Here is a 23125-nt window from a genome sequence, read left to right on the forward strand (position 1 = left end):
GTCAAAATGCGTACGGTCCGCAACCACTCACGATACGTGCCGGAGGCAATTCTCAATGAGGGATGGGAGATTCTCACGCCCCAACCCCGGGACCGCTCGACTCACGACGCGGGCTTGAAGGACTCCGTCAGCGTCTTCCAGGTGTCCTTGCGCAACCCGCTGTCCCATTTCGAGGCCTTCGCGGTGTACATCAGCGCGTAGCCGGTGTGGTCGTTGACGACGAACCCGCGGTCGATGGTGTGGTACTTCGTGCCGCCCTCGACGTAGGTGAACTCCCAGTCGGCCGTGTTCCAGCCGCGGTAGTTCACCGCCTGTATCCGGATCTTCTGGTACTGCGAACGCACCATGTAGTGCTCCTGGTTCTTCCAGTCCGCCACCGGGTCGTCCTTGGGCGTGCTGGTCCAGGCGACGAGCAGCTTCTGCCCGTCGGGCCCGGTGAACCGGTCGCCCGCCGCGCTGCTGCCCTGGTACTTCCATCCCTTGGGCAGCCCTATCGAGTACCCCTGGCTCCCCTTGTGGGTCGACACGGCCGGCGCGCTCCCGCCGCTGCCGTCGGAACCCGAGGATCCCGTGTCGCCGCCGGCCGCGCTCGCGCTCACCGTGGTCCCGGTCCCGCTCGTCGAGCCTGCCGTGGCGGAGGCGGAGCTGTCACCGTCCGTGCCGGTGCCGCTGTCATTGCCCCCCTTGCCTCCCTTACCCCCCTTGTCCTCCTTGGTGGAGGCGCTCGCACCGGCGCTCGCGGTGGTCTTGGAACCGCTGCCGCTCTTCGAGCCCTTGGAGTCGCCGCCGTCACCGCCGGGGATCGTGAGGGCCAGCACGGTGCCGATGAGCGCGAGGACGACCACCACCACGATGATCACCAGCGTGCGCTTCGGCACCACATCGGTGAGCGGCGCCCTGGGCACCGGCCGCGGCGGCAGGTCCGGCGGCGGAACCACGGGCCAGCCCGAACTCGCCCGCCCACCGGAAGCGTTCGCGCCCTGCGCACCCCGGTCCCGGCCACCGGGCCCCGGCACCGAGGCCGTCCCCGCAGCCGATCCCGTCGGGGAAGCGGTCCCGGCCGCCCCCGCGGAGTTCGCCCCCTGGGCAGCCGCACCACCGGCGCCGGCGCTCTTGGTGCCCGCGCCGCCGGAACCGGTAACACCGGAAGCCGAAGTCCCGACGGCTCCCGACGCGTTCGCGCCCTCGCCCCCGCCGCCGTTCTTCGCCCGCGCCGCGGCCGCCGACGTGGCCGCCCCGGCCGACTTCCGCACGGAACGCAGCGCGCCGCGCAGCTTCTCCCCGGCCTCGCCGGCCCGCTTGCCCCCGGCACCGGCCGAACCGCCCTCGTCCGTACCGCTCTTGCCCTTGGTCTTCTCGGGCTGGGCCGGCAGCGGAACGACCCGTGTCGCGTCCATCGACTCCGGCTCGGGCGCGTGAACCACCGTGTTGAGCAGCGCACGGGCACCCGCGTCGTCGAGACGCTTGGCGGGATCCTTGTTGAGGAGCCCGTAGATGACGCCCCTGAGCGGGCCCGCGTTCTTGGGCTCCTCCAGCGGCTCGGTCATCACCGCGGTCAGCGTGGCGATCGCCGACCCCTTGTCGTAGGGCGGCACGCCCTCGACCGACGCGTACAGCAGGCCGCCGAGCGACCACAGGTCGGCCGCCGGTCCCGGCTTGTGTCCTCGGGCCCGCTCCGGGGAGATGTAGGAGGGGGCGCCGACGAGCATGCCGGTGGAGGTGATGGACGGGTCGCCCTCGACCTGGGCGATGCCGAAGTCGGTGAGCACGACCCGGCCGTCCTCGGCGATCAGCACGTTGGACGGCTTCACATCGCGGTGCAGGATGCCTTCGCGGTGCGCGGAACGCAGCACGTCGAGGACCGCGAGCCCGACCTCCGCCGCGCGCTTCGGCTCCAGCAGGCCGTCCTCCCGGATGACCTCGGCGAGGGACTTGCCCTCGACGAGCTCCATCACGATCCACGGCCGGTCGTCCTCGTCGACCACGTCGAAGACCGTCACCGCGCTGTTGTTGCGGATCCGTGCGATCGCCTTGGCCTCACGCAGGGTGCGCGTGATCAGGCGCCGCTTCTCCTCCTCGTCGATGTTCGACGGGAACCGCAGCTCCTTGACGGCCACCGTCCGGCCGAGGGTCTCGTCCTCGGCGCGCCACACCGTGCCCATGCCGCCGCGGCCGAGCACATCTCCCAGCCGGTACCGCCCGGCGAGAAGACGCTCGCTCTTGTCCTGACGAGTGTCCTGACGAGATGTCCCCGCCCGCTCCGCCTCCGACATGCGTCCCCTCATGCAACCCGCCCTGACAGAGCCTCCATTGTCCCTCACCCGACAAGCGGCCGACGCCCAGGGTGCCCGTCACCCTGTGGTGGTGTCCGTGCACCTGGGGACACCATGAAGCGCACGTTCCGCTTCCGTGCATGATGACCTCGACAAGAGAGGAGTCAGGATGCCGCCACTTCGGACACTGCCGGCCATTTCGACGGCTCTGGCCCTCCTCGTCGGCCCGGTCGCGCTCTGCACCGCGCCCCGGGCCGCGGCCACCGACGCGGTCCTTCCGCTGTTCGTCACCCGGGGCGGGGTGCCTGCCGCCGCTCTGCTGACCGATGACGGGGACGACTCCGGCAACCCGCCCGTCGACCACTACACGGGGGCGGGAAGGGGCATCGGCCGCGCCGACCGCTTCCGCGCCGGCAGCATCACCAAGACCTTCATAGCCACGGTCGTCCTGCAACTCGCGGCCGAGCACCGGCTGTCCCTGTCCGACACGGTGGAGCAGCACCTGCCGGGCGTGGTGCGCGGGGCACACGTGGACGGACGGCACATCACCCTGCGCGCCCTGCTCACCCACACCAGCGGCCTCGCCGACTTCACCACGGTCACCAGGGGCACCGTGCCCCTGACCCCGCTTCAGGCCGTGACCATCGCACTCGCCCTCCCCCAGGCCCGCCCGGGCCGCTTCTCCTACTCCAGCACCAACTACGTCCTGCTCGGCATGGTCATCCGTCAGGTCACCGGCCACTCGTACGCCACCGAGGCCGAGCGGCGCATCATCGCTCCCCTGGGTCTGACGGGCACCTCCTTTCCCGGAACCCGCACCACGCTTCCCTCCCCGCACGGCCGCGCCTACACGGCCGGCGGATCCGAGGTCACCGATCTCGACCCGCGCGTGGCCGGCGCGGCGGGCGAGCTGGTGACCACGCTCGACGACCTGGACCGCTTCTACGCGGCCCTGCTGGGCGGCGAGCTGCTGCCCCCGCACTGGATGCACGAGATGCTCAACACCCGTACCGCACATGGCTCGTACGGTATGGGGATATTTCCCACGAAGCTTCCGTGCGGCATCACGGTGTGGGGACACAACGGCCGCATATCCGGCAGCTATGTGCGCACCGCCGCCACCGCCGGCGGCCGCCGTGTCCTCACCTTCCGTGTGAACACGGACGCGATCGCAGATCCGGACCTCGAACCCACGCTGCTCGCGGCCGAGTTCTGCCCTCGCACCACGTAGAACGAGCCGGTTCCGAACGAAGATCCCGGTTCACGACACTCGTTCGGGTGATAACCGCACCAAGCCGACAGGGCCGCTCACAACGGCACGATGTCCGGCGCCCCCAGGCGCGCCGCGTCCGCCGTCTGGTCGTCCGGCTGCAACTGCGACTCCCGCTCGGCCTCCACCCGCTTCTCGTAGTGCTCGACCTCGCGCTCGATCTGGCCCTTGTCCCAGCCGAGGACGGGCGCCATGAGTTCGGCGGCCTCGCGGGCGCTTCGGGTGCCCCGGTCGAAGGTCTCGATGGAGATGCGGGTGCGGCGGGTCAGCACGTCGTCCAGGTGCCGCGCGCCCTCGTGCGAGGCGGCGTACACGACCTCGGCGCGCAGATAGTCGTCGGCGGCCTGCAGCGGCTCGCCCAGGGAAGGGTCGGAGGCGATGAGGTCCAGGACCTCCTCCGCCATCGAGCCGAACCGGTTCAGCAGGTGTTCCACACGCACCGTGTGCAGCCCGGTCCGAGCGGCGATCCGCGCCCGCGCGTTCCACAGCGCCCGGTAGCCCTCCGCGCCCAGCAGCGGAATGTCCTCGGTCACGCACTCGGCGACCCGCATGTCGAGGCCGTGCACCGCCTCGTCGACCGCGTCCTTGGCCATCACCCGGTACGTCGTGTACTTGCCCCCCGCGACGACCACCAGCCCCGGCGCCGGATGCGCCACGGTGTGCTCGCGCGACAGCTTGCTGGTGGCGTCGGACTCGCCCGCCAGCAGCGGGCGCAGTCCCGCGTACACCCCCTGGACGTCGTCGCGGGAAAGGGGCACCGCGAGCACCGAGTTCACGTGTTCCAGCACGTAGTCGATGTCCGCGCTGGACGCGGCCGGATGGGCCTTGTCCAGGTCCCAGTCGGTGTCGGTCGTACCGACGATCCAGTGGCGGCCCCACGGGATGACGAACAGGACGGACTTCTCGGTGCGCAGGATCAGGCCGGTCGTGGAGTGGATGCGGTCCTTGGGGACGACCAGGTGGACGCCCTTGGAGGCGCGGACGTGGAACTGCCCCCGCTCCCCCACCATCGCCTGGGTGTCGTCGGTCCACACGCCGGTGGCGTTGACGACCTGCTTGGCGCGGATCTCGTACTCGCCGCCGCCCTCCACGTCCTGGACCCGGGCGCCGACGACCCGTTCGCCCTCGCGCAGGAAGCCGGTCACACGGGCGCGGTTGGCGGCCTTCGCGCCGTACGACACCGCCGTGCGCACCAGCGTCGCCACATAGCGGGCGTCGTCCATCTGGGCGTCGTAGTACTGCAACGCGCCGACCAGGGCGTCCTTGCGCAGCGCGGGCGCGACACGCAGGGCGTGACGGCGGCTCAGGTGGCGGTGAAGCGGCAGGCCCCGGCCATGGCCGCGGGCCATCGACATGGCGTCGTAGAGCGCGACTCCCGAGCCCGCGTACAGGCGCTCCCAGCCCTTGTGCTGGAGCGGGTACAGGAACGGCACCGGCTTGACGAGGTGGGGGGCCAGCCGCTCCAGCAGCAGGCCGCGCTCCTTCAGTGCCTCGCGGACGAGGGCGAAGTCCAGCATCTCCAGATAACGCAGTCCGCCGTGAATGAGCTTGCTCGACCTGCTGGACGTGCCCGACGCCCAGTCGCGGGCCTCGACCAGTCCCGTGGACAGGCCGCGTGTCACCGCGTCCAGCGCGGTGCCCGCGCCCACCACTCCACCGCCCACGACCAGTACGTCCAGCTCGCGCTCGGCCATGGCCGCCAGTGACTCGGCGCGCTGCGCCGGCCCCAGTGTCGCTGTCCTCACCGCTGCCTCCCGCTGTCGATCGATCACGTCGGTCGCGTCGGCCGCACCCGCTGGGCGAAGCCCGGTCACCTCTTCCCCTTGCCCAAATTCTGACCGGGATGCCCGACTTCAGCCACCACTCGCCCACAGCCTGTGGACAACAGCCACGGAACCCCCGGAAGACACAAGGAAACAATCCACCAGAACGGTCATATTTACTCCTAGTGTGACATTGCGCTCGCTCGTCAGGTCCACCGGGCTTGCGCACCTGCCCCGCGTCGGTTACTGGGAAGGATGGCCCACGCCATGCCCGCAGACCTCGCCGTCATCGGACTCGGTCCCTACGGCCTGCCCCTCGCCCAGGCCGCCGTAGCCGCCGGCATCCCCACGCTCGGGTACGCCACCGGGCCCGAGGCCGGCTCCCTCAGCCCCGCCGAACTGCGCCGGATGCTCTCGGGGGGCTTCCGGACGGTCACCGACCCGGCCGGACTCGGCCGGGTGCGCACCGCGGTGATCTGCGCGCCGACCCCACGGGGCGCGGACGGCGGGCTCGACCTGGGCCAGGTGGAGGCGGCAGCCCGCACCCTGGCCGAGCGGCTGCGCCCGCACACCACGGTGATCCTGGAGTCGCCCGTACACCCGGGCACGACCGAGGAGTTCCTCCGCCCCCTGCTGGAGATGGGTTCCGGGCTGCGCGCAGGCCGTGACTTCTCCCTCGCCTACTCACCGAGCCGCGTCGACCCCGGCAACCGCGACTTCACCCCGGCCAACACCCCCAAGGTCATCGGCGGCCTCACATCGGCCTGCACCGAGTCGGCGGCCGCCTTCTACGCGCGGCTCACCGACAAGGTGGTACGCGCGCGTGGACCTCGTGAGGCGGAGACGGTGCAGCTCCTGGAGACCAACTTCCGGCACGTCAACATCGCGCTCGTCAACGAGATGGCCGTCCTCTGCCACGACCTGGGCGTCGACCTGTGGGACGTCATCCGCTGCGCGGAGACCAAGCCGTTCGGATTCCAGGCCTTCCGGCCGGGCCCCGGCGTCGGCGGCCACGGTGTCCCGCAGGACCTGACGGGCCACACGGGGCGCACCCTGCGCATGGTGGAACTGGCCCAGCAGGTCAACAGCCGCATGCCCCGCTACCTCGTGCAGCGCGCCGCCGCCCTCCTCAACGAGCACGGGAAGTCGGCCCGCGGCGCGCGCGTACTGCTGCTGGGCGTCACCTACAAGGCCGACCTCGCCGACCAGCAGGCCACCCCCGCCAAGGAGATCGCGGCCCGGCTGATGGAACTGGGCGCCTCCGTCAGCTACCACGACCCGCACGTGGCCTCCTGGAGCGTCCTCGACCACCCGGTCCCGCGCGCGGACTCCCTCTACGAGGCCGCGGCCGACGCCGACCTCACGATCCTGCTCCAGCAGCACCGGACGTACGACATGCAGGGGTTGTCGGTGAAGGCGCAGTTGCTGCTGGACACGCGCGGGGCGACGCCGACGGGGGCCGCACACCGGCTCTGAGCGGGAAAACCCCGGTGGCGTTGTCGGAGGCACCTGTTAATCTCCCCCACAGTCGTCGCACAGGTGTGCGTACGCCTCTTCGATCCACCATCCAGCTTTCCAACCGGCCCCTCAGGCCGGTCTGCCCTGTCCCGTGGGGGGATTCCTGTCATGAGCCAGTCAGCTCCGCCGCCGCAGCCCGAGCCGGTCGACGCCGTCCCGCCCGCCCAGCCGGCGCCCACCGAGGCGGCGCCTTTCGCCGCGCAGCCCGGCACCGTACCGCCGCCACTGGTGGCTCCCGCGCCGCCCAAGGACAACGTCGCCGTCGGCCTGGTCGCGGCCTTCGGTGCCGCCGTGGTCGCCGCCGCCGTCTACGGCGTCGTCATCGGTCTCACCAAGCACGAGATCGGCTGGGCGGCGGTCGGCGTCGGCTTCGTCATCGGACTCGCGGCCGGCCGGATCGGCGGCCGCAACCCCGCCCTCTCCGTCGTCAGCGCCGTTCTCGCGCTGGGCTCCGTCTACCTCGGCCAGCTGGTCGGCGAGGCCATGATCGGCGCCGACACCGTCGGAGTGAGCTTCAACGAGGTGTTCTTCCAGCACTTCGGCGTCGTGCAGGAGGCCTGGAAGGCCGACGCCGACCCGCTGACCTTCGTGTTCTTCGCGATCGCCGCATGGGCCGCGTTCTCGGCCGCCAAGAAGGCGGCGGCCTGAACAAGCCCGGCGCGCACGCGGAAGGGCCCGTCCACCTCGGGTGGACGGGCCCTTCGCGTCGAACGGGATGCCGTGCGGACTAGCGCTTGTGCTGGCTGTCCGCCACCGTCACCTCGACCCGCTGGAACTCCTTGAGCTCGCTGTAGCCGGTGGTGGCCATGGCGCGGCGCAGGGCGCCGAAGAAGTTCATCGAGCCGTCGGGGGTGTGCGAAGGACCGGTGAGGATCTCCTCGATCGTGCCGACCGTGCCCAGGTCGACCTTCTTGCCGCGCGGCAGCTCCTCGTTCACCGCCTCCATGCCCCAGTGGTGGCCCTTGCCGGGCGCGTCCGTGGCACGGGCCAGCGGGGAGCCCATCATCACCGAGTCGGCGCCGCAGGCGATCGCCTTGGGGAGGTCGCCGGACCAGCCGACACCGCCGTCCGCGATCACGTGCACATAGCGGCCGCCGGACTCGTCCATGTAGTCACGGCGGGCGGCGGCGACATCGGCCACGGCGGTGGCCATCGGCACCTGGATGCCCAGCACGTTGCGCGTGGTGTGCGCCGCGCCGCCGCCGAAGCCCACCAGGACACCGGCCGCGCCGGTGCGCATCAGGTGCAGGGCCGCCGTGTAGGTCGCGCAGCCGCCGACGATCACCGGGACGTCGAGCTCGTAGATGAACTGCTTCAGGTTCAGCGGCTCGTGCGAGGACGAGACGTGCTCCGCGGAGACCGTCGTACCGCGGATGACGAAGATGTCCACGCCCGCGTCCACGACCGCCTTGGAGAACTGCGCCGTGCGCTGCGGGGAGAGCGCGGCCGCCGTGACCACGCCGGAGTCGCGCACCTCCTTGATGCGCGCGCCGATCAGCTCCTCCTTGATGGGAGCCGCGTAGATCTCCTGGAGCCGGCGCGTCGCGGCCTCGGCCGGCAGCTCGGCGATCTCGTCGAGCAGCGGCTGCGGGTCCTCGTGCCGCGTCCACAGGCCTTCGAGGTTCAGCACGCCGAGGCCGCCGAGCTCACCGATGCGGATCGCGGTGGCCGGGGAGACGACCGAGTCCATGGGGGCGGCCAGGAAGGGCAGCTCGAAGCGGTAGGCGTCGATCTGCCAGGCGATCGAGACCTCCTTCGGGTCCCGCGTACGGCGGCTGGGGACGACAGCGATGTCGTCGAAGGCGTACGCCCGGCGGCCGCGCTTGCCGCGCCCGATCTCGATCTCAGTCACGATTGTGGCCTTTCCCTGATGCGTTTCAGCGTCTACCAGTATCGCCGACGGGCACGGCGGGGGCCCCGCGCAGGTACGCGAAGGGCGGCCCCGGAAGCTCCGGGACCGCCCTCACCGACGTCTCAGCCGTGAAAAACGCGCTCCACGCGTGCGTGCGTCACTTCCGCGTGTAGTTCGGCGCCTCGACCGTCATCTGGATGTCGTGCGGGTGGCTCTCCTTCAGACCCGCGGACGTGATCCGGACGAACCGGCCGTTGTCCTGCAGCTCCGGAACGGTCCTGCCGCCGACGTAGAACATCGACTGGCGCAGACCGCCGACCAGCTGGTGGACGACGGAGGACAGCGGGCCGCGGTACGGCACCTGGCCCTCGATGCCCTCGGGGATCAGCTGCTCGTCGGAGGCGACGCCCTCCTGGAAGTAGCGGTCCTTGGAGAACGACTTGCGGTCGCCGCGGGACTGCATCGCGCCCAGCGAGCCCATGCCGCGGTACGACTTGAACTGCTTGCCGTTGATGAACAGCAGCTCGCCCGGCGACTCCTCGCAGCCCGCGAGCAGCGAGCCCAGCATCACCGTGTCGGCACCCGCGACCAGGGCCTTGGCGATGTCGCCGGAGTACTGCAGACCGCCGTCGCCGATGACCGGGACACCGGCCTCCTTGGCGGCGAGGGACGCCTCGTAGATGGCGGTGACCTGCGGGACGCCGATGCCGGCGACGACACGGGTCGTACAGATGGAGCCGGGGCCGACGCCGACCTTGATGCCGTCGGCACCCGCGTCGACCAGGGACTGGGCGCCGTCGCGCGTGGCGACGTTGCCGCCGATGACGTCGACGCCGGAGGAGTTGGACTTGATCTTGGCGATCATGTCGCCGACCAGTCGGGAGTGGCCGTGCGCGGTGTCGACGACGATGAAATCGACACCGACCTCGATCAGGGCCTGGGCCCGCTCGAAGGAGTCACCGGCGACACCGACCGCGGCACCGACCAGCAGACGACCCTCGACGTCCTTGGCGGCGTTCGGGTACTTCTCGGCCTTGACGAAGTCCTTGACCGTGATCAGGCCCTTGAGGACGCCCTCGTCGTCGACCAGCGGCAGCTTCTCGATCTTGTGCTTGCGCAGCAGCTCGATGGCCTCGGAGCCGGAGATGCCGACCTTGCCGGTGACCAGCGGCATCGGCGTCATGACCTCGCGGACCCGACGCGAGCGGTCGTTCTCGAAGGCCATGTCACGGTTGGTGACGATGCCGAGCAGCTTCTTGTTGCCGTCCGTCACCGGGACACCGCTGATGCGGAACTTGGCGCACAGGGCGTCGGCCTCGGCGAGGGTGGCGTCGGGGTGCACCGTGATCGGGTCGGCGACCATGCCGGACTCCGAACGCTTCACCAGGTCGACCTGGTTGGCCTGGTCCTCGATGGACAGGTTGCGGTGCAGTACGCCGACGCCGCCCTGGCGGGCCATCGCGATCGCCATGCGCGACTCGGTGACCTTGTCCATGGCGGCGGACAGCAGCGGGATGTTGACCCGCACGTTCTTGGAGACGTACGAGGCGGTGTCGATCTCGTCGGGTGCCATGTCCGACGAGCCCGGCAGCAGCAGCACGTCGTCGTAGGTCAGCCCGAGTGTCGCGAATTTTCCGGGCACTCCGTCGACGTTGGCAGTCATGACACCTTCCCCAAATGGCCTTGATCGGTGCGGATGTCCATGCTAACGGGAAGCGCGGCTCACTCATTCCACGGTTCTGAGTGACATGAGGCTTCGTATGTTCGTACGGAACGGGCGGCACGCCTGTTCAAAGAAGGGGCTTACTACGCGGGGGTTACTGCTCGGCCAGCGCCCGCAGCCTGCTCAGCGCCCTGTGCTGAGCCACCCGCACAGCCCCGGGTGACATTCCCAACATCTGACCCGTTTCCTCGGCGGTCAACCCCACCGCGATCCGCAGCAGCAGCAGCTCGCGCTGGTTCTCGGGCAGGTTGGCCAGCAGTTTCTTCGCCCACTCGGCGTCGCTGCTGAGCAGCGCGCGCTCCTCGGGACCCAGGGAGTCGTCCGGACGCTCCGGCATCTCGTCCGAGGGGACGGCCGTCGACCCCGGATGGCGCATCGCGGCCCGCTGGAGGTCGGCGACCTTGTGCGAGGCGATGGCGAAGACGAACGCCTCGAAGGGGCGGCCCGTGTCCCGGTAGCGCGGCAGGGCGAGCAGGACCGCGACGCAGACCTCCTGAGCGAGGTCCTCGACGAAGTGGCGCGCGTCGCCCGGGAGCCGGGACAGCCTGGTTCGGCAGTAGCGCAGCGCCAAGGGGTGGACATGGGCGAGCAGGTCGTGCGTGGCCTGCTCGTCCCCGTCGACGGCGCGATGCACCAGGGCACCGATCCCGTGGGCCGTGCCCGCCTCGTCGTCGCGCATCGGTCCATGGTGCCTTGCGGCCATCCGGTCCGCGGCATCGTGCTCGTGGTTGTGCACCGAAGCGTTATGAGCAGGTGCGCCGGCACTCATCCCCTGCGCCCTCCCCTTCCGCTCGACCGACTCGTCCCCGAGAGACTCCACACCTCAAGGATGCGGCATCCGCGGCGAAACGAGCAGCGGCCGTCCGGTGGGGCCTCTCGGCCCCGCCCACCCTGTGGTAGGCGGGGAGCACCGGACTGTCCGCACCCCCGCTACGGCTCACCGTCCTACCGGACCAGTCCCCACCGGAACCCGAGCGCCACCGCGTGCGCACGGTCCGAGGCGCCGAGCTTCTTGAACAGACGTCGGGCGTGGGTCTTCACCGTGTCCTCGGAGAGGAACAGTTCGCGGCCGATCTCGGCGTTGGAGCGGCCGTGGCTCATGCCCTCCAGGACCTGGATCTCGCGCGCGGTGAGGGTGGGCGCGGCGCCCATCTCGGCCGAGCGCAGCCGGCGCGGGGCGAGCCGCCAGGTCGGGTCGGCGAGGGCCTGGGTCACCGTGGCGCGCAGCTCGGCGCGCGAGGCGTCCTTGTGCAGGTAGCCACGGGCACCGGCGGCGACCGCGAGGGCCACGCCGTCGAGGTCCTCGGCGACGGTGAGCATGATGATGCGCGCGCCGGGGTCCGCGGACAGCAGCCGGCGCACGGTCTCGACGCCGCCCAGTCCGGGCATGCGTACGTCCATCAGGATCAGGTCCGAGCGGTCGGCACCCCAGCGGCGGAGGACTTCCTCGCCGTTGGCCGCCGTCGTCACACGCTCGACGCCGGGCACGGTCGCGACCGCGCGGCGGAGCGCCTCTCGGGCAAGCGGGGAGTCGTCGCAGACGAGGACGGATGTCATGGCCGCCCTCCGCAGCTGATGCGCGTCACCTTGAGCCTCCAGGCTGGTACGGAATCGTCACCTGTGCGGTCGACCGTCTCGGACGCCTGCCCGAGCGCTTGTGTTTTCAACCGCCTCCGCCCTCTCAACGACGGTCACTCGAAAGAGTTACGGGGCCGCCCGTCATCTTCGGCACTCTATGTGAGGGGGCGGACACGGTGCAGACATGCCCGTCAGACTCTCAACTTTTCATCACAACCTATGCCCCATTTAGACCATTTTCTTCCTGTTTCACGGTGTCTGGGGCTAGATTCGCAATGAGTCATATTTTCATCTCCTTAGACCGGAGATGTACGGTCGTTGGCACCGTATCCGCCCAGAACGGCTACAAGGGGTCACGTAATGGCAGATTTCTCCCGCCTTCCCGGACCGAACGCGGACCTGTGGGACTGGCAGCTCCTGGCCGCCTGCCGCGGGGTCGACAGCTCACTCTTCTTCCACCCGGAGGGCGAGCGCGGGGCGGCTCGGAGCGCTCGCGAGAACTCGGCCAAGGAGGTCTGCATGAGGTGCCCGGTCCGTGCGGAGTGCGCGGCGCACGCGCTGGCGGTGCGCGAGCCGTACGGAGTGTGGGGCGGCCTGACCGAGGACGAGCGCGAAGAGCTCATGGGGCGGGCACGGAACCGGCTCGTGTCGGCTTCCACGTCCAGCGGGGACACCGCCTCGAACACCTGAAGGAACGTTTCTTCACATCCCTGTGCAGCGTCGTGCCCGGGGCACGCACCCGTGCGCCGCGTTCCTCACTGCCTGCGGGCCGCCCGCGCCAGCTGCTCCAGAGTCGCCGCGACCGCCGGCACCTGGGCCAGGTCCGGCAGCGTGAGGGCGACGATCTCCCGCCGTACCGCCGGTTCCAGCGCCACCGTGCGCACGCCTCTGGGCCGTACGGACTCGATCGCGAGCTGGGGCAGGACGGCGACGCCGAGCCCCGCGCCCACCAGACCGACCACCGCCGGGTAGTCGTCGGTGGCGAAGTCGATGCGGGGCGCGAAGCCAGCGCCCTCGCACACCTCCACCAGCTGACCGCGACAGCGCGGACAGCCCGCGATCCAGGGCTCCCCCGCCAGCTCCCCGATGGCGACGGACTCCGCTCGCGCGAGCCGGTGCCGTTCGGGCACCAGGGCGACGAGACGGTCCGTCAGCAGCGCCCGTACGACCAGGTCGTCCCACTCCTCGGCGCCCGCCGCGCCCTCGTACCGGAAGGCGAGCGCCACATCGCAGTCGCCCTCGCGGAGCATCTCCACGGACTTCGGGGGCTCGGCCTCCTCCAGGGAGACACGGGTGCCGGGGTGCGCGGCGCGCAGGGCGGCGAGCGCGGTGGGGACGAGAGTGGAGCTGCCGCTGGGAAAGGAGACCAGCCGGACCCGGCCCGCGCGCAGCCCGGCGATCGCGGCGACCTCCTCCTCGGCGGCCGTGAGCCCGGCGAGGATCCCGGAGGCGTGCCGGACGAGGGCCTCGCCGGCCTGGGTCAGGCGCATCTCGCGGCCGCTGCGGACCACCAGCGGGGTGCCGACCGAGGCCTCCAGGGCCTTCATCTGCTGGCTGACGGCTGGCTGGGTGCAGCCCAGTTCCCGCCCTGCCGCCGAGAAGGAGCCGGTGGCGGCGACGGCGCGCAGGACGCGGAGATGACGGGCCTCGATCACCCTCCGATCATAAGTCGGCCTTGGGTGTGCCACCCGATAGCGCGTCGATGCTTTGAGGTCCGCGCACGTACCGTGCGGACATGAAGTTCACGTACCGTGCGGACATGAAGGACATGAAGCTTCTCTCGGTGAACGTGGGCCGCCCCCGGGCCGTGCCGTACACGGACCAGCCGGAGGGCCTGACCGGCATCGACAAGCGGCCCGTGGACGGGCCGGTCCGGGTGACGGCACCCGGCCCCAAGGGGACCGGCGGGAGCGGGCTGGCCGGGGACGCGGTGTGCGACCTGCGCCACCACGGCGGCGACGACCAGGCGGTGTACGCGGTCGCGCGCGAGGACCTCGACGACTGGGAGCGGGAGCTGGGGCGGCCCCTCCCCGACGGCGCCTTCGGCGAGAACCTGACGACCGAGGGCCTGGACGTGTCCGGCGCCCTGATCGGCGAGCGCTGGCGCATCGGCTCCGAGGTCGTGCTGGAGGTGACCTGCGGACGCATCCCGTGCCGTACCTTCCAGGCTCATCTGGGCGAGGGGGGATGGGTGAAGAGGTTCACGCGGAAGGGTGCGCCGGGCGCCTACCTGCGGGTGATCGAGCCGGGCGAGATACGGCGGGGCGACCGGGTGGAGATCGTGCACCGGCCGGAGCACGACGTGACGGTGGCGCTGCAGTTCCGTGCGGAGACGACCGAGCGGGAGCTGCTGCCGCGCGTGCTCGCCGCGGGCACGGCCCTGCATCCGGAGGCGCTGGAGGAGGCGCGGAAGTACGTGGCGAAGTACCCCGAGAAGTACCCCGGAAATTACCCCGAGTAGCACCTCGGTAATTACCCCGGGTAGCACCCCGTGCCTTACCCCGTGAAGTACGGGCGCAAGCACGGGTGGCGGCGGGGCGCCTGACGCATCGTCACGGAGCGGACGCGATCCGTCCGGGTAACTAGTCTTGGTTCATGACAACGGCTCTGATTACGGGATCTTCCGCGGGGATCGGCGCCGCGTTCGCGCGGCGGCTGGCGGCTGACGGGCACAACCTCGTCCTGGTGGCGCGGGACTCCAAGCGGCTGCGCGAGCAGGCGACCGAACTGCACGACCGGCACGGCATCGAGGCCGAGGTGCTGGCGGCCGACCTGGCCGAGGACGCCGGCATCGAGTCGGTCGCCGCCCGGCTCGCGGACCGCAGGAACCCTGTGGACCTGCTGGTCAACAACGCGGGCTTCGGCAACAAGGGCCGCTATCTCGACGTGTCGATGGCCGACGAGCTGAGGATGCTGAAGGTGCACTGCGAGGCGGTGCTGCGGCTGACGTCGGCGGCGTCGGAGGCGATGCGGGAGCGCGGGCGCGGCGGGGTCGTGAACGTCGCGTCGGTGGCCGCGTTCGTCCCGCGGGGTACGTACGGGGCGTCCAAGGCGTGGGTCGTGCAGTTCACGCAGGGTGCTGCCAAGGATCTGGCGGGTACGGGCGTCCGCCTGATGGCGCTGTGCCCCGGCTTCGTGCGCACCGAGTTCCACGAGCGGGCCGGGATGGGCACGGACAACATCCCGGGCTGGATGTGGCTGGACGCGGACAAGCTGGTCGCGGCGGCGCTGGCCGATCTGGCGCGCGGGAAGTCGTTGTCCATTCCGGACCCGCGCTACAAGGCGCTGATGGGGCTGGTGAAGGTGACACCGCGGGCGCTGCTCGGCGGGGTCACGTCAAAAACGGGGCGTAAGTACGGGCCCCAGTAGGCCGCCCGGGAGGCCGTCGGCAGCGGACGTCATCGCGTGCGGGGCCGGACGGTGAGGCCGGACGGGCAGGTCGAAGAGGGAGCTGTCGGGGCTGGGCAGGCGGCGGCAGGCTACAGGGGTCAGGACGTACCGGGCGGCCCACTGGCAAGACGCCCGGGTTTTCTCCGCTCTCTCCGCCCCGCCCTACCTTCGAGGAGACTCCCATGGCGCTCACTGCCGCCCAGACAGCCCACAGCGGCACGTCCACCACGCCCGCGGGCCGTTCCGACCTCGCGGTGCGCTCGCGCCTCGCCGCGTTCAACGCCTTCCTGCTCAGCGGGCTCACCCTGTGGCTCGGACTGGTGACGCTGAACAACCTGAACGACTTCGGCACCAACCGGGCGCTGATCAGCCGCATGCTGACCATGACCGACCTGATCCACGACCCGGTGCGCGGCAACGGCCTGCAGTGGCGGGCGATGCCGGACTCGATGGCGGCACCGGCCCTGATCGGCGTCATCATCTACGAGATCCTCACGGTCGCCCTGCTCGCCCGGGCTGCGGTGCTGCAGGTGCGCCGGGCGCGCGGTGTGCAGACCGGCATCGCGGCCACGCGGCACACCAACCTGGCGCTGGCCGCGTTCGTCGGCCTCTTCCTGCTCTTCCTGTCGGGCGGCATGTGGTTCGGTTACTGGATCTACATCGGCGCCGCGCAGCAGGTCCACTTCACCGGCCTGATCATCGGTCTGCTGGCCGCGCTCCTGGTCAATCTCCCCTCGGTGACCGGGGCGCAGAAGGAGCAGTGAACCAGCCGGTGACCAGCGCCCCCGTCGGCGGTCCGTCCGATACTCCCTCTTCCCCAAAAGGAGTACCGGAAGGACCGCCGATGGGGCATGTGTGTCCGGTCCGGCGTTCATTACCGTCCTCGGACATGGGGGTATACACCGCACGACTCAGCGCTCAGCTCACGCACACCGGCACGGAGATCGTTCCTCTTTCCGGCGCCCGCGGGACGACCGGCGGGACGACCGGCGGGATCGGCCGTACCGGACTCACCGGACTCACCGGCCTCACCGGCGCCACCGGCGCTCCCCGGAAGGATCTCTCCTTCCGTCTCTTCGTCGAAGAAGCACGCCCCAGTGTGCAACTCATCTTTCTGATGCGTTTTCTGGCCGGCGCGGTCCTCGCGGTCGGCGGACGGTTCTCGGGTCTGGGGGCGCCCGTGGTCGTGGCGGGGATCGGCTGGGTGCTCGCCACGCTGTTCACGTACGGCATCAACGGGGTGTGCGACGTGCACGAGGATCTGGTCAACAAGACGGGGCGACCCATCGCCCGGGGGGAGCTGCCGCCCGGGGTCGCGGCGGTGTGGACCTGGCTCTGCGCGGCCGGTTCCGTGATCGCGATGCTGTCGACCGGCAGCACCCTGCTCACCGCGTACGGCCTGCTGTTCCTGCTGCTCGGATACGCCTACTCCGCGGCCCCGTTCCAGCTGAAGCGAACCGCTGGGGGAGCCTCCGGCTCGGTGCTCCTGATGGGGCTGCTGACCTACGCGGCGGGGTGGACGGCCGCCGGACGGACGCTGCCCACGGGACCGGATCTCGCCGTCGCCGGCGCGATGTCGCTGTGGATGGCCGCGGTGGGCGCGGTCACCAAGGACTTCTCGCACGTCGCGGGCGACGCGGCAGCCGGGCGGCGCGGCTCGGTCACCGCCTGGGGCGACGGGCCGGCGCGGCTCACCGGAGCCGTCGGCGCGCTTCTGGTGGCCGGGGGATTCGCGGCCGTGGCGGTGCACCGTTCCACGCTGCTGGGCCCGGCGGCCTGCGTGCTGCTCGGCGGCGCGGTCGCGGTGGCGGTCCTGTGCCGCACGACCCGGGGGGACGAGGCCAGGGGGCGCACTCCGTACCGTGCCTTCATGGTGACGCAGCATCTGGTGCATCTGACGCTCTTCGCGGGGCTCGGCTGGGCGACGCCGTAAGTCGTCACCGCCCGGCTCGAGTTCGCCCGCCCCGGCCTGGTGTGCACGCGTCTCCCCGGATTCCCGGTGTGGGGACGCGGACACGCCAGGCCGTCGAGTTGCCCTCAGGACCCGCGGCGCGGGCCCGCTCCGAAGCGGGGTTCGGCGGGGAGGCGGCCCGGCGCGGGGATCAGCCGGCGTTCGACCGCCTTGTTGACGGCGTCGATACGGGAGACCGCGTCGAGCTTGGCGAAGATGTTGCGCATGTGGCGCTTGATGGTGCCCTCGGCGATCCCGAGCCGTACGGCGACCTGACGGTTGCTCATGGCCTGGGCGACCAGGCCGAGAACCTCGGCCTCGCGCTCGGAGAGGGTGCCCTCGGGTGTGGCCGGTTCGGGGCGCAGGCTCGCGGGCGAGACGGAGACCGTGACCGTGCGCCCGCTGCCGCCGTCGCCGTCGCGTACGGCGGAGACCAGTGTCTCGCGGCCGGCGCTCTTGTGCAGATAGCCGCTGACCCCCAGCCGCAGCAGCTCCTGCACCAGTTGCTGGCCGTCGTACATGCTGAGCACGATGATGCGCAGGCCGGGGTCTCGCTCCAGAAGTCTGCGGACGGTCACCGGCGGGTCGTTGCGGGGCATCTCGATGTCGAGCAGGACGACATCGGGGCGGTGTTCGGCGGCGAGCCGGACGGCGTCCTCGCCGTTGCCCGCCTGGGCCACCACCTGGAATCCCGGCTCGGTGCGCAGCAGGTCGCACAGGGCCTCACGCAGCAAGGTGTGATCGTCCGCGACGACGATGCGGACGGTGTCGCCGCGCTCACCGCCCGCCATGGGCCTGTCGTGCTCGCTCAACGGACGCTGTGGCCTTCCTTGATGGGTGTCCAGATGGTCACGTGAGTCCCGCGACCGCGCGCCGAGTCGATGTGCAGGGTGCCGCCGACCAGGTCGGCCCGCTCCTGCAGTCCGGTCAGGCCGTTCGCGCGGCCGCCCGCGCGGGTCTTCGCGACGTCGAAGCCGAGGCCGTCGTCGATGATCTCGGTCTGGATCTCGTGCGGTGCGATGTCGATGTGGACCACGATGTTGCCCGCCTCCGCATGCCGGAAGGCGTTGCGCAGGCACTCGCGGACCATGATGAACAGTTCTTCGGACACGGGCTCCGGAATCCATTCGTCAAGGCCACGCACCCACACCCGGACAGGGGCCACTGAGCCACCCATCGAGGCCACGAACTGGGTGATCGCCTCTTCCAGGCAGCCGGAGACGGACGGGCGGCGCAGTTCGGTGACGAGTTCCCTGGTCCGCGCGAGCGTCTCCAGGATGGCCGCCTGGGCCGACCGTACGGTCCGGGGCATGTCGCCGCCCTGCCGGCCCAGCTCGACCTCGTACAGCTCCAGTTGGCGCATTGCCAGGCTCAGCGAGTTGCCGACCTGGTCGTGGATCTCCCTGGCCAGTTTGCGGTGGCCCTGTTCGTGCACCTCACGCACCCGGCCGAGCATGAAGGAGTCGTACGCGATCGAGCCGACCTCAAGGCGGCGGCCGATGCCCTGCTGCAGGGCACGGACGGCGACGGTGTACCCGTTGACGCGATCGGAATCGTTCTCTCCGACGCCCTCGATGCTCCTGAGCAGGTATTCGAGCACCGTGTCGAAAAGGATGACGCCGGCGCGCACCGAGTGGGTGAGGTGAATGCTCTGCTGGACGCGGATCCCACCCAGGTCGAACACCTCGGCGATCTGGCTGTCGGTGACCGTCGTCCGTCCCTGCGCGAGGCTCTCGGCACAGTCGGCGAAAATGCGACGGGCCTGCAGCTCGCACTGTTGCCACACCTGGGTGGCGCCGACGAGCGGGCTGCTGATGGCGCGCAGGCGTTCCGCGTAGGCGGCGATGGCCGCGTCCTCGTACGACCTGAAGCGGTGCGCGGAAATACTGCCGGCGTTGAGACGGTCGGCGTTGCTGTCGGTCCGGCCGCCCACGAATTCGCCCAAAACGTTCTCCTCCCCCGTGGCCCAGAGCCACCCCCACGGCGTCCGATCCGGGTGCAGAGTAAGCCTAATCGACAGGGATTTGACAGAAGGTGGCGCAAAAGCGCCCCTCCGGAATTCACTTGAAAAAAGAACTGGATGGCAGACGAAAACAGGCCCGGCAGCGGGGGACTGCCGGGCCTGTCGGGGGATGGCTTCTTGACGGGCCCGGGTGCGAATGCCCGTCCCTGTGCGCCGACGTTACGAGCGGCGGCGGAGCACCGTGGCGCGCACCTTCAGGAGCGTGGGGAGCAGGACGTAGACCACGGCCGGGACGACCATGCCGGTGACCATCAGGTTGCGCAGCGGCATCGGCAGACCCATGACATAGGGGCCGATCAGGAGCTGCGCGGCGGTGAGGGCCGAGAAGACCGACAGCCAGGTGAACAGGAACCGGGTGTGGATGGAGGGCAGCGCCAGGGACGCGGCCCGGACCTGGGCCTGGGCCTGGGGCTGCGAGGTGGCTGCCGTCGCGGCAGTGACGGTCTCGGCGGGGCGGGAAGCGACGGTGGTCATGGCGGATTCCAATCCGGTCGGCGTCTGCGCTGCTGAACTTCTGGATCGCTGGATTGCTCGGCCGGCCCTGGAGCCGGGTGGTGCCGGGTGGTGCTGAGTCCTGGGGCCGGGGCTGTGATGCCTTGCCCGCGGCGACACCAGAACTAAATCAACCAACCAGTTGGTTGTCAACCATCTAGTTGGTTGGCAATCGGGGGCGGGCGGCCTAGCCTGGAGTCATGACACGGGACACGGGCCACACCAAAGAGCGGCTGCTCGCTGCCGCGACCGAAGAATTCGCAGCTCACGGGATTGCCGGCGCGCGCGTCGACCGCATCGCCGCGAACGCGGGGGTCAACAAGGAGCGCATCTACGGCTACTTCGGCAACAAGCAGAAGCTCTTCGACGCGGTCGTGGGGCGCGCCCTCGACGAGGTAGCCGAGGCCGTGCCGCTGCACGCCGGGGACGATCCGGCCGACTACGTGGGGCGGGTCTACGACTTCCACCGCGACAACCCCGTGCTTGTACGGCTCCTGCTGTGGGAGGGCCTGCACTACCGCAACGAGGTGCTGCCGGGTGAGGACAGCCGACGCGGTCACTACGAGGACAAGGTCGCCGCGCTCGCGGTGAGCATGGGGCTCCCCCGGGCGCTGGGCGAGGAGGCGTCCGCGGAGGTCGCTCCCGTGCTGCTGACCTTGATCGGCCTGGCCGTGTGGCCGCACGCGGTGCCGCAGATGGCCCGGTTGATCCTGGGCGGGGCCGCTCCCGAGGTGGATCTGCGCGAGTACGTGGTGGAGTTCGCGAGGCGCGCTGTCGCGGGGGTGCGGGCCGGAGTCTGACGCCGGGGGTTCGGGGGCGGGGGCCTGGGGTTCGGGGGCGGGGGCCTGGGGTTCAGGGGCGGGGGCCTGGGGGGCGGGGGCCTGGAGGTCGCGGGCCAGGGGGTCCGGGGTGGGGGTGGCGGGTCCGGGGCGGGGCCCGTGACTCCGAGTGGGGCCGCCCGAGACTCCGACGCGGGCCCATGGCTGCGAGGTGGGCCCATGGCTGCGAGGTGGGGCAGGATCTTGTTGTCTCGGCCGCCGGGTCCGGGTACCGGGTTTCCGGTGGTGGCTGTGCCGCGTCTGCGCGACCGGATGCGTACCGTCGACCGAGGTCCGGTTCCGGGCACCAGTACGCCGCGCATCGCCGCCGGGCGTCTGCCGCGGGCGCCGTTTCCCGCACGCCTTCGCCCCGGCGGTCCCGCACCGTCCCGGGTTCCGTGGCCGTCCCCGGTGCCCGAGCCGCGGATGTGCCGCTCCCGGGCCGTCCTGCGCTGGTCCGCGCCAGTCTCCGCTCGGGGCAACGGGACCCGGACCCGCACCGGCTCCGGCCCCGCCGACCACCCCGCACCGGCACCGGCACCGGCACCAGCCACGCCGCCCCCCGGGACTCACCCAGCCCGGCCTGCGCCCGCCTCCTCTCGCAGCAACGGAACCCGGACCCGCACCAGCCCCGGCCCCCGTCCACCACCCCGCGCCGGCACCAGCCACACCGCCCCCGGCCGATCCCCGTCCGTCTCCCCCCAGGACATCCGGCGACCGAGGTATCCCCCTACCACTTTCGGTCCGCACGCCCCCCGTCTTGGAGGCACTGGCCCCCTGCGCGGGTCCCGGCGGCTCTAGCGTCTGCGGCGTGGAAGGCCCACGGGGGCACCGCCGAGGACCCAGAGGACCCATGGAGGTAAGGCCACCATGTCACCGCACCGGGCTGCTCTTGAGGCAGTCGCCGCCCAGCCCTTGAACATCGTTTTCTCCATCCGCGACGACCTGCAGCGCTTCGGACTCGAAGGCATGCTGAGGTCCCTCCGTGAGGTCGCCGCCTGCCACCCCTTCGCCGACCTCACGTCCGCCGTGGACGCCGTGCTCGACCCGGCGACCGACCTGCTGATCGTGGCCCCCGAGGGCACTGACCTGGACCCCGACTCCGTACTGCACCGCGTGGCCGCCTACGGCGTGCGCGTGCTGCTGCTCCTGCCCGACCTGGGCTCCGTGGACCTGGACCGGGTGGCGTCCCTGTCCGGGGCGTCGCTGCTCTGCTCGGACGGCCTCCAGATCGAGGACCTGCACAAGGTGCTCACCGCGATGGGCCAGGGCGAGGTGCACATACCGGCCGCGCTCACCCGCGATCTCCTCCAGCTCGCGGGGCGCGGACGCGGCGCGCACAGGGCCGTTCCGGTGCCGCCCCGGCTGACCCCGCGGGAGCGCGAGGCACTCGGGCATCTCGTCGAGGGCCTCAGCAACAAGCAGATCGCCCGCCGCCTGCACATCTCGGAGCACGGTGTGAAGCGCCTGGTCGCCAGCATCCTCGCCAAGCTCAACTGCCCCAACCGCACGCTGGCGACGGTCCGCGCCCTGCGCGAGGGCCTGTGCGCCCCGGCGGCGGCGCGCCCCGTCGCCCGCCCCGCCCACCGCTCCTCGCAGGGCGGCGATGTCCACCCCGTCCCGTCGGCCACCGGCCAGGCGGTTGCCTCCTCCCCCACGAACGGCTGGTGAGCCTCACCATGAATCCCGACAGCACCTCCCACGGCGCTCCCGCCGCCTTCTTCGACGTCGACGAGACCCTGGTCAACACGAAGAGCATGTTCCACTTCCTGCGTTTCTGGATGGCCCGGCAGGGCGACGACGGCAGCGGCTACGACGCCGTCATGGCCGGCGTGCACCGGGCCGCGGCCTCCGGAGTGCACCGCTCGGAGATCAACCGGGCCTACTACCGGCGCTTCGCCGGCATTCCGTACGAGGCCCTGCTGGAGGCCGGGCGGGAGTGGTGGCGGGAGTACCGCCGAGGATCCGCCGCCGTCGTCGTCCCGGCCTGGGCCGCGGCCACCCGGCACCGCAAGGCGGGCCATCTGGTGGTCCTGGTCTCCGGGTCCTTCCGGGGCTGTCTGGAGCCGCTCGCCGAGGATCTCGGCGCGCACCGCATCCTGTGCTCGGAACCCCTGGTGGACGCCGACGGACGGCTGACCGGCGAGGTCGCACGGCCGATGATCGGCTCGGTCAAGGCCGACGCCGTGCGCGAGACCGTCGCGGAGCTCGGCCTGGCCGCCGCGGACTGCAGCTGCTACGGCGATCACTCCAGCGACCTGGACATGCTCGGCTCGGTGGGCAACCCGGTGGTCGTCGGCGGCGACCGGGTGCTGCTCGAACAGGCCCAGCGGCTCGACTGGCCCGTCCTGCCCGCGACCCCCGGACGCCTGCCGTCCCCGGACGCCTCGGCCGCCCGGCTGCTGACCGCGGCCGAACGGCACTGAGCGCTCCGCCGGAATCCCGGGTCCGTCACCCGCAGGACCATCGGGGCC

At 71.1% G+C, this 23125-nt stretch carries 21 protein-coding genes; 11 read left to right on the forward strand and 10 right to left on the reverse strand.

Features of this window, described 5'->3' with window-relative positions:
• Positions 1-101: 101 nt before the first annotated feature.
• Complete coding sequence (locus ACIPSA_RS10110) at positions 102-2273, reverse strand: serine/threonine-protein kinase (protein ID WP_402631275.1); 2172 nt, start codon at positions 2271-2273, stop codon at positions 102-104.
• 169 nt (positions 2274-2442) lie between these two features.
• On the opposite strand from ACIPSA_RS10110, the gene ACIPSA_RS10115 reads away from it, so the two are divergent.
• Positions 2443-3504 carry a serine hydrolase domain-containing protein gene (locus tag ACIPSA_RS10115; RefSeq protein ID WP_402631277.1) on the forward strand — a complete coding sequence of 354 codons (1062 nt, stop codon included), beginning with the start codon at positions 2443-2445 and terminating at the stop codon, positions 3502-3504.
• A 77-nt stretch (positions 3505-3581) separates the two neighbouring features.
• On the opposite strand, the gene ACIPSA_RS10120 is transcribed toward ACIPSA_RS10115, so the two are convergent.
• Positions 3582-5288, reverse strand: a complete 1707-nt coding sequence (locus tag ACIPSA_RS10120) for a glycerol-3-phosphate dehydrogenase/oxidase (RefSeq protein ID WP_402631279.1) — start codon at positions 5286-5288, stop codon at positions 3582-3584.
• A gap of 285 nt (positions 5289-5573) precedes the next feature.
• Between ACIPSA_RS10120 and ACIPSA_RS10125 the strand changes: the two genes are divergently transcribed.
• Together ACIPSA_RS10125 and ACIPSA_RS10130 are read left to right on the forward strand one after the other, a co-directional pair.
• Complete coding sequence (locus ACIPSA_RS10125) at positions 5574-6782, forward strand: nucleotide sugar dehydrogenase (protein WP_402631282.1); 1209 nt, start codon at positions 5574-5576, stop codon at positions 6780-6782.
• A 150-nt stretch (positions 6783-6932) separates the two neighbouring features.
• Positions 6933-7472 carry a hypothetical protein gene (locus ACIPSA_RS10130; protein ID WP_402631285.1) on the forward strand — a complete coding sequence of 180 codons (540 nt, stop codon included), beginning with the start codon at positions 6933-6935 and terminating at the stop codon, positions 7470-7472.
• Positions 7473-7551: 79 nt separating this feature from the next.
• Here the strand turns inward: ACIPSA_RS10130 and ACIPSA_RS10135 are convergent, their stop codons facing one another.
• From ACIPSA_RS10135 to ACIPSA_RS10150, 4 genes are all read right to left on the reverse strand, one after another.
• Positions 7552-8676 carry a GuaB3 family IMP dehydrogenase-related protein gene (locus ACIPSA_RS10135; protein ID WP_402631288.1) on the reverse strand — a complete coding sequence of 375 codons (1125 nt, stop codon included), beginning with the start codon at positions 8674-8676 and terminating at the stop codon, positions 7552-7554.
• Positions 8677-8833: 157 nt separating this feature from the next.
• Positions 8834-10339 (reverse strand): IMP dehydrogenase, encoded by a 1506-nt coding sequence (gene guaB, locus ACIPSA_RS10140; RefSeq protein ID WP_402631290.1) that lies wholly within the window; start codon positions 10337-10339, stop codon positions 8834-8836.
• A 154-nt stretch (positions 10340-10493) separates the two neighbouring features.
• Entirely contained in the window at positions 10494-11078 is a 585-nt protein-coding gene (locus tag ACIPSA_RS10145; RefSeq protein WP_402631293.1) for a sigma-70 family RNA polymerase sigma factor, read from the reverse strand.
• 266 nt (positions 11079-11344) lie between these two features.
• Positions 11345-11956, reverse strand: a complete 612-nt coding sequence (locus ACIPSA_RS10150; RefSeq protein ID WP_003948568.1) for a response regulator transcription factor — start codon at positions 11954-11956, stop codon at positions 11345-11347.
• A gap of 381 nt (positions 11957-12337) precedes the next feature.
• Here ACIPSA_RS10150 and ACIPSA_RS10155 point away from each other — a divergent pair, with 381 nt between their 5' ends.
• Complete coding sequence (locus ACIPSA_RS10155) at positions 12338-12667, forward strand: WhiB family transcriptional regulator (protein ID WP_384471377.1); 330 nt, start codon at positions 12338-12340, stop codon at positions 12665-12667.
• Positions 12668-12732: 65 nt separating this feature from the next.
• Here ACIPSA_RS10155 and ACIPSA_RS10160 read toward each other — a convergent pair whose 3' ends face one another.
• Complete coding sequence (locus tag ACIPSA_RS10160; RefSeq protein ID WP_402631296.1) at positions 12733-13632, reverse strand: LysR family transcriptional regulator; 900 nt, start codon at positions 13630-13632, stop codon at positions 12733-12735.
• 113 nt (positions 13633-13745) lie between these two features.
• On the opposite strand from ACIPSA_RS10160, the gene ACIPSA_RS10165 reads away from it, so the two are divergent.
• The 4 genes from ACIPSA_RS10165 (at position 13746) to ACIPSA_RS10180 (ending at position 17300) form a co-directional block, all read left to right on the forward strand.
• Positions 13746-14438, forward strand: coding sequence for an MOSC domain-containing protein (locus ACIPSA_RS10165; protein WP_402631748.1), 693 nt, complete (start codon positions 13746-13748; stop codon positions 14436-14438).
• A 134-nt stretch (positions 14439-14572) separates the two neighbouring features.
• On the forward strand, positions 14573-15346 hold the full coding sequence (locus ACIPSA_RS10170; RefSeq protein ID WP_402631299.1) for an SDR family NAD(P)-dependent oxidoreductase: 774 nt from the start codon (positions 14573-14575) through the stop codon (positions 15344-15346).
• Positions 15347-15549: 203 nt separating this feature from the next.
• Positions 15550-16131, forward strand: a complete 582-nt coding sequence (locus ACIPSA_RS10175) for a DUF2165 family protein (protein WP_402631302.1) — start codon at positions 15550-15552, stop codon at positions 16129-16131.
• A 125-nt stretch (positions 16132-16256) separates the two neighbouring features.
• Positions 16257-17300 (forward strand): UbiA family prenyltransferase, encoded by a 1044-nt coding sequence (locus tag ACIPSA_RS10180; protein WP_402631305.1) that lies wholly within the window; start codon positions 16257-16259, stop codon positions 17298-17300.
• Between the two features lie 104 nt (positions 17301-17404).
• Here the strand turns inward: ACIPSA_RS10180 and ACIPSA_RS10185 are convergent, their stop codons facing one another.
• From ACIPSA_RS10185 to ACIPSA_RS10195, 3 genes are all read right to left on the reverse strand, one after another.
• The gene (locus tag ACIPSA_RS10185; protein ID WP_402631308.1) at positions 17405-18130 is read right to left on the reverse strand and encodes a response regulator; all 726 of its coding nucleotides are present in this window, start codon (positions 18128-18130) and stop codon (positions 17405-17407) included.
• Positions 18127-19263 carry a sensor histidine kinase gene (locus ACIPSA_RS10190; RefSeq protein WP_402631311.1) on the reverse strand — a complete coding sequence of 379 codons (1137 nt, stop codon included), beginning with the start codon at positions 19261-19263 and terminating at the stop codon, positions 18127-18129. The genes ACIPSA_RS10185 and ACIPSA_RS10190 overlap by 4 nt, the downstream gene beginning before the upstream one ends.
• 237 nt (positions 19264-19500) lie before the next feature.
• Complete coding sequence (locus ACIPSA_RS10195; protein WP_402631314.1) at positions 19501-19815, reverse strand: hypothetical protein; 315 nt, start codon at positions 19813-19815, stop codon at positions 19501-19503.
• A gap of 218 nt (positions 19816-20033) precedes the next feature.
• On the opposite strand from ACIPSA_RS10195, the gene ACIPSA_RS10200 reads away from it, so the two are divergent.
• The 3 genes from ACIPSA_RS10200 (at position 20034) to ACIPSA_RS10210 (ending at position 23077) form a co-directional block, all read left to right on the forward strand.
• Positions 20034-20633 (forward strand): TetR family transcriptional regulator, encoded by a 600-nt coding sequence (locus ACIPSA_RS10200; protein WP_402631317.1) that lies wholly within the window; start codon positions 20034-20036, stop codon positions 20631-20633.
• Between the two features lie 888 nt (positions 20634-21521).
• Complete coding sequence (locus ACIPSA_RS10205) at positions 21522-22322, forward strand: response regulator transcription factor (protein ID WP_402631320.1); 801 nt, start codon at positions 21522-21524, stop codon at positions 22320-22322.
• 8 nt (positions 22323-22330) lie between these two features.
• Positions 22331-23077, forward strand: coding sequence for an HAD family hydrolase (locus ACIPSA_RS10210; protein WP_402631323.1), 747 nt, complete (start codon positions 22331-22333; stop codon positions 23075-23077).
• The last annotated feature ends 48 nt before the right edge of the window (positions 23078-23125 follow it).

Origin of the sequence: Streptomyces sp. NPDC086549 (assembly GCF_044746205.1) — a bacterium.
Taxonomy (GTDB): Bacteria; Actinomycetota; Actinomycetes; order Streptomycetales; family Streptomycetaceae; genus Streptomyces.

Coding starts and splice junctions, on each gene's coding strand:
- ACIPSA_RS10110 (WP_402631275.1), bottom strand. CDS start 2,273: ATGTCGGAGGCGGAGCGGGCGGGGACATCTCGTCAGGACACTCGTCAG.
- ACIPSA_RS10115 (WP_402631277.1), top strand. CDS start 2,443: ATGCCGCCACTTCGGACACTGCCGGCCATTTCGACGGCTCTGGCCCTC.
- ACIPSA_RS10125 (WP_402631282.1), top strand. CDS start 5,574: ATGCCCGCAGACCTCGCCGTCATCGGACTCGGTCCCTACGGCCTGCCC.
- ACIPSA_RS10130 (WP_402631285.1), top strand. CDS start 6,933: ATGAGCCAGTCAGCTCCGCCGCCGCAGCCCGAGCCGGTCGACGCCGTC.
- guaB (WP_402631290.1), bottom strand. CDS start 10,339: ATGACTGCCAACGTCGACGGAGTGCCCGGAAAATTCGCGACACTCGGG.
- ACIPSA_RS10145 (WP_402631293.1), bottom strand. CDS start 11,078: ATGCGCGACGACGAGGCGGGCACGGCCCACGGGATCGGTGCCCTGGTG.
- ACIPSA_RS10150 (WP_003948568.1), bottom strand. CDS start 11,956: ATGACATCCGTCCTCGTCTGCGACGACTCCCCGCTTGCCCGAGAGGCG.
- ACIPSA_RS10155 (WP_384471377.1), top strand. CDS start 12,338: ATGGCAGATTTCTCCCGCCTTCCCGGACCGAACGCGGACCTGTGGGAC.
- ACIPSA_RS10165 (WP_402631748.1), top strand. CDS start 13,746: ATGAAGCTTCTCTCGGTGAACGTGGGCCGCCCCCGGGCCGTGCCGTAC.
- ACIPSA_RS10170 (WP_402631299.1), top strand. CDS start 14,573: ATGACAACGGCTCTGATTACGGGATCTTCCGCGGGGATCGGCGCCGCG.
- ACIPSA_RS10175 (WP_402631302.1), top strand. CDS start 15,550: ATGGCGCTCACTGCCGCCCAGACAGCCCACAGCGGCACGTCCACCACG.
- ACIPSA_RS10180 (WP_402631305.1), top strand. CDS start 16,257: ATGGGGGTATACACCGCACGACTCAGCGCTCAGCTCACGCACACCGGC.
- ACIPSA_RS10195 (WP_402631314.1), bottom strand. CDS start 19,815: ATGACCACCGTCGCTTCCCGCCCCGCCGAGACCGTCACTGCCGCGACG.
- ACIPSA_RS10200 (WP_402631317.1), top strand. CDS start 20,034: ATGACACGGGACACGGGCCACACCAAAGAGCGGCTGCTCGCTGCCGCG.
- ACIPSA_RS10205 (WP_402631320.1), top strand. CDS start 21,522: ATGTCACCGCACCGGGCTGCTCTTGAGGCAGTCGCCGCCCAGCCCTTG.
- ACIPSA_RS10210 (WP_402631323.1), top strand. CDS start 22,331: ATGAATCCCGACAGCACCTCCCACGGCGCTCCCGCCGCCTTCTTCGAC.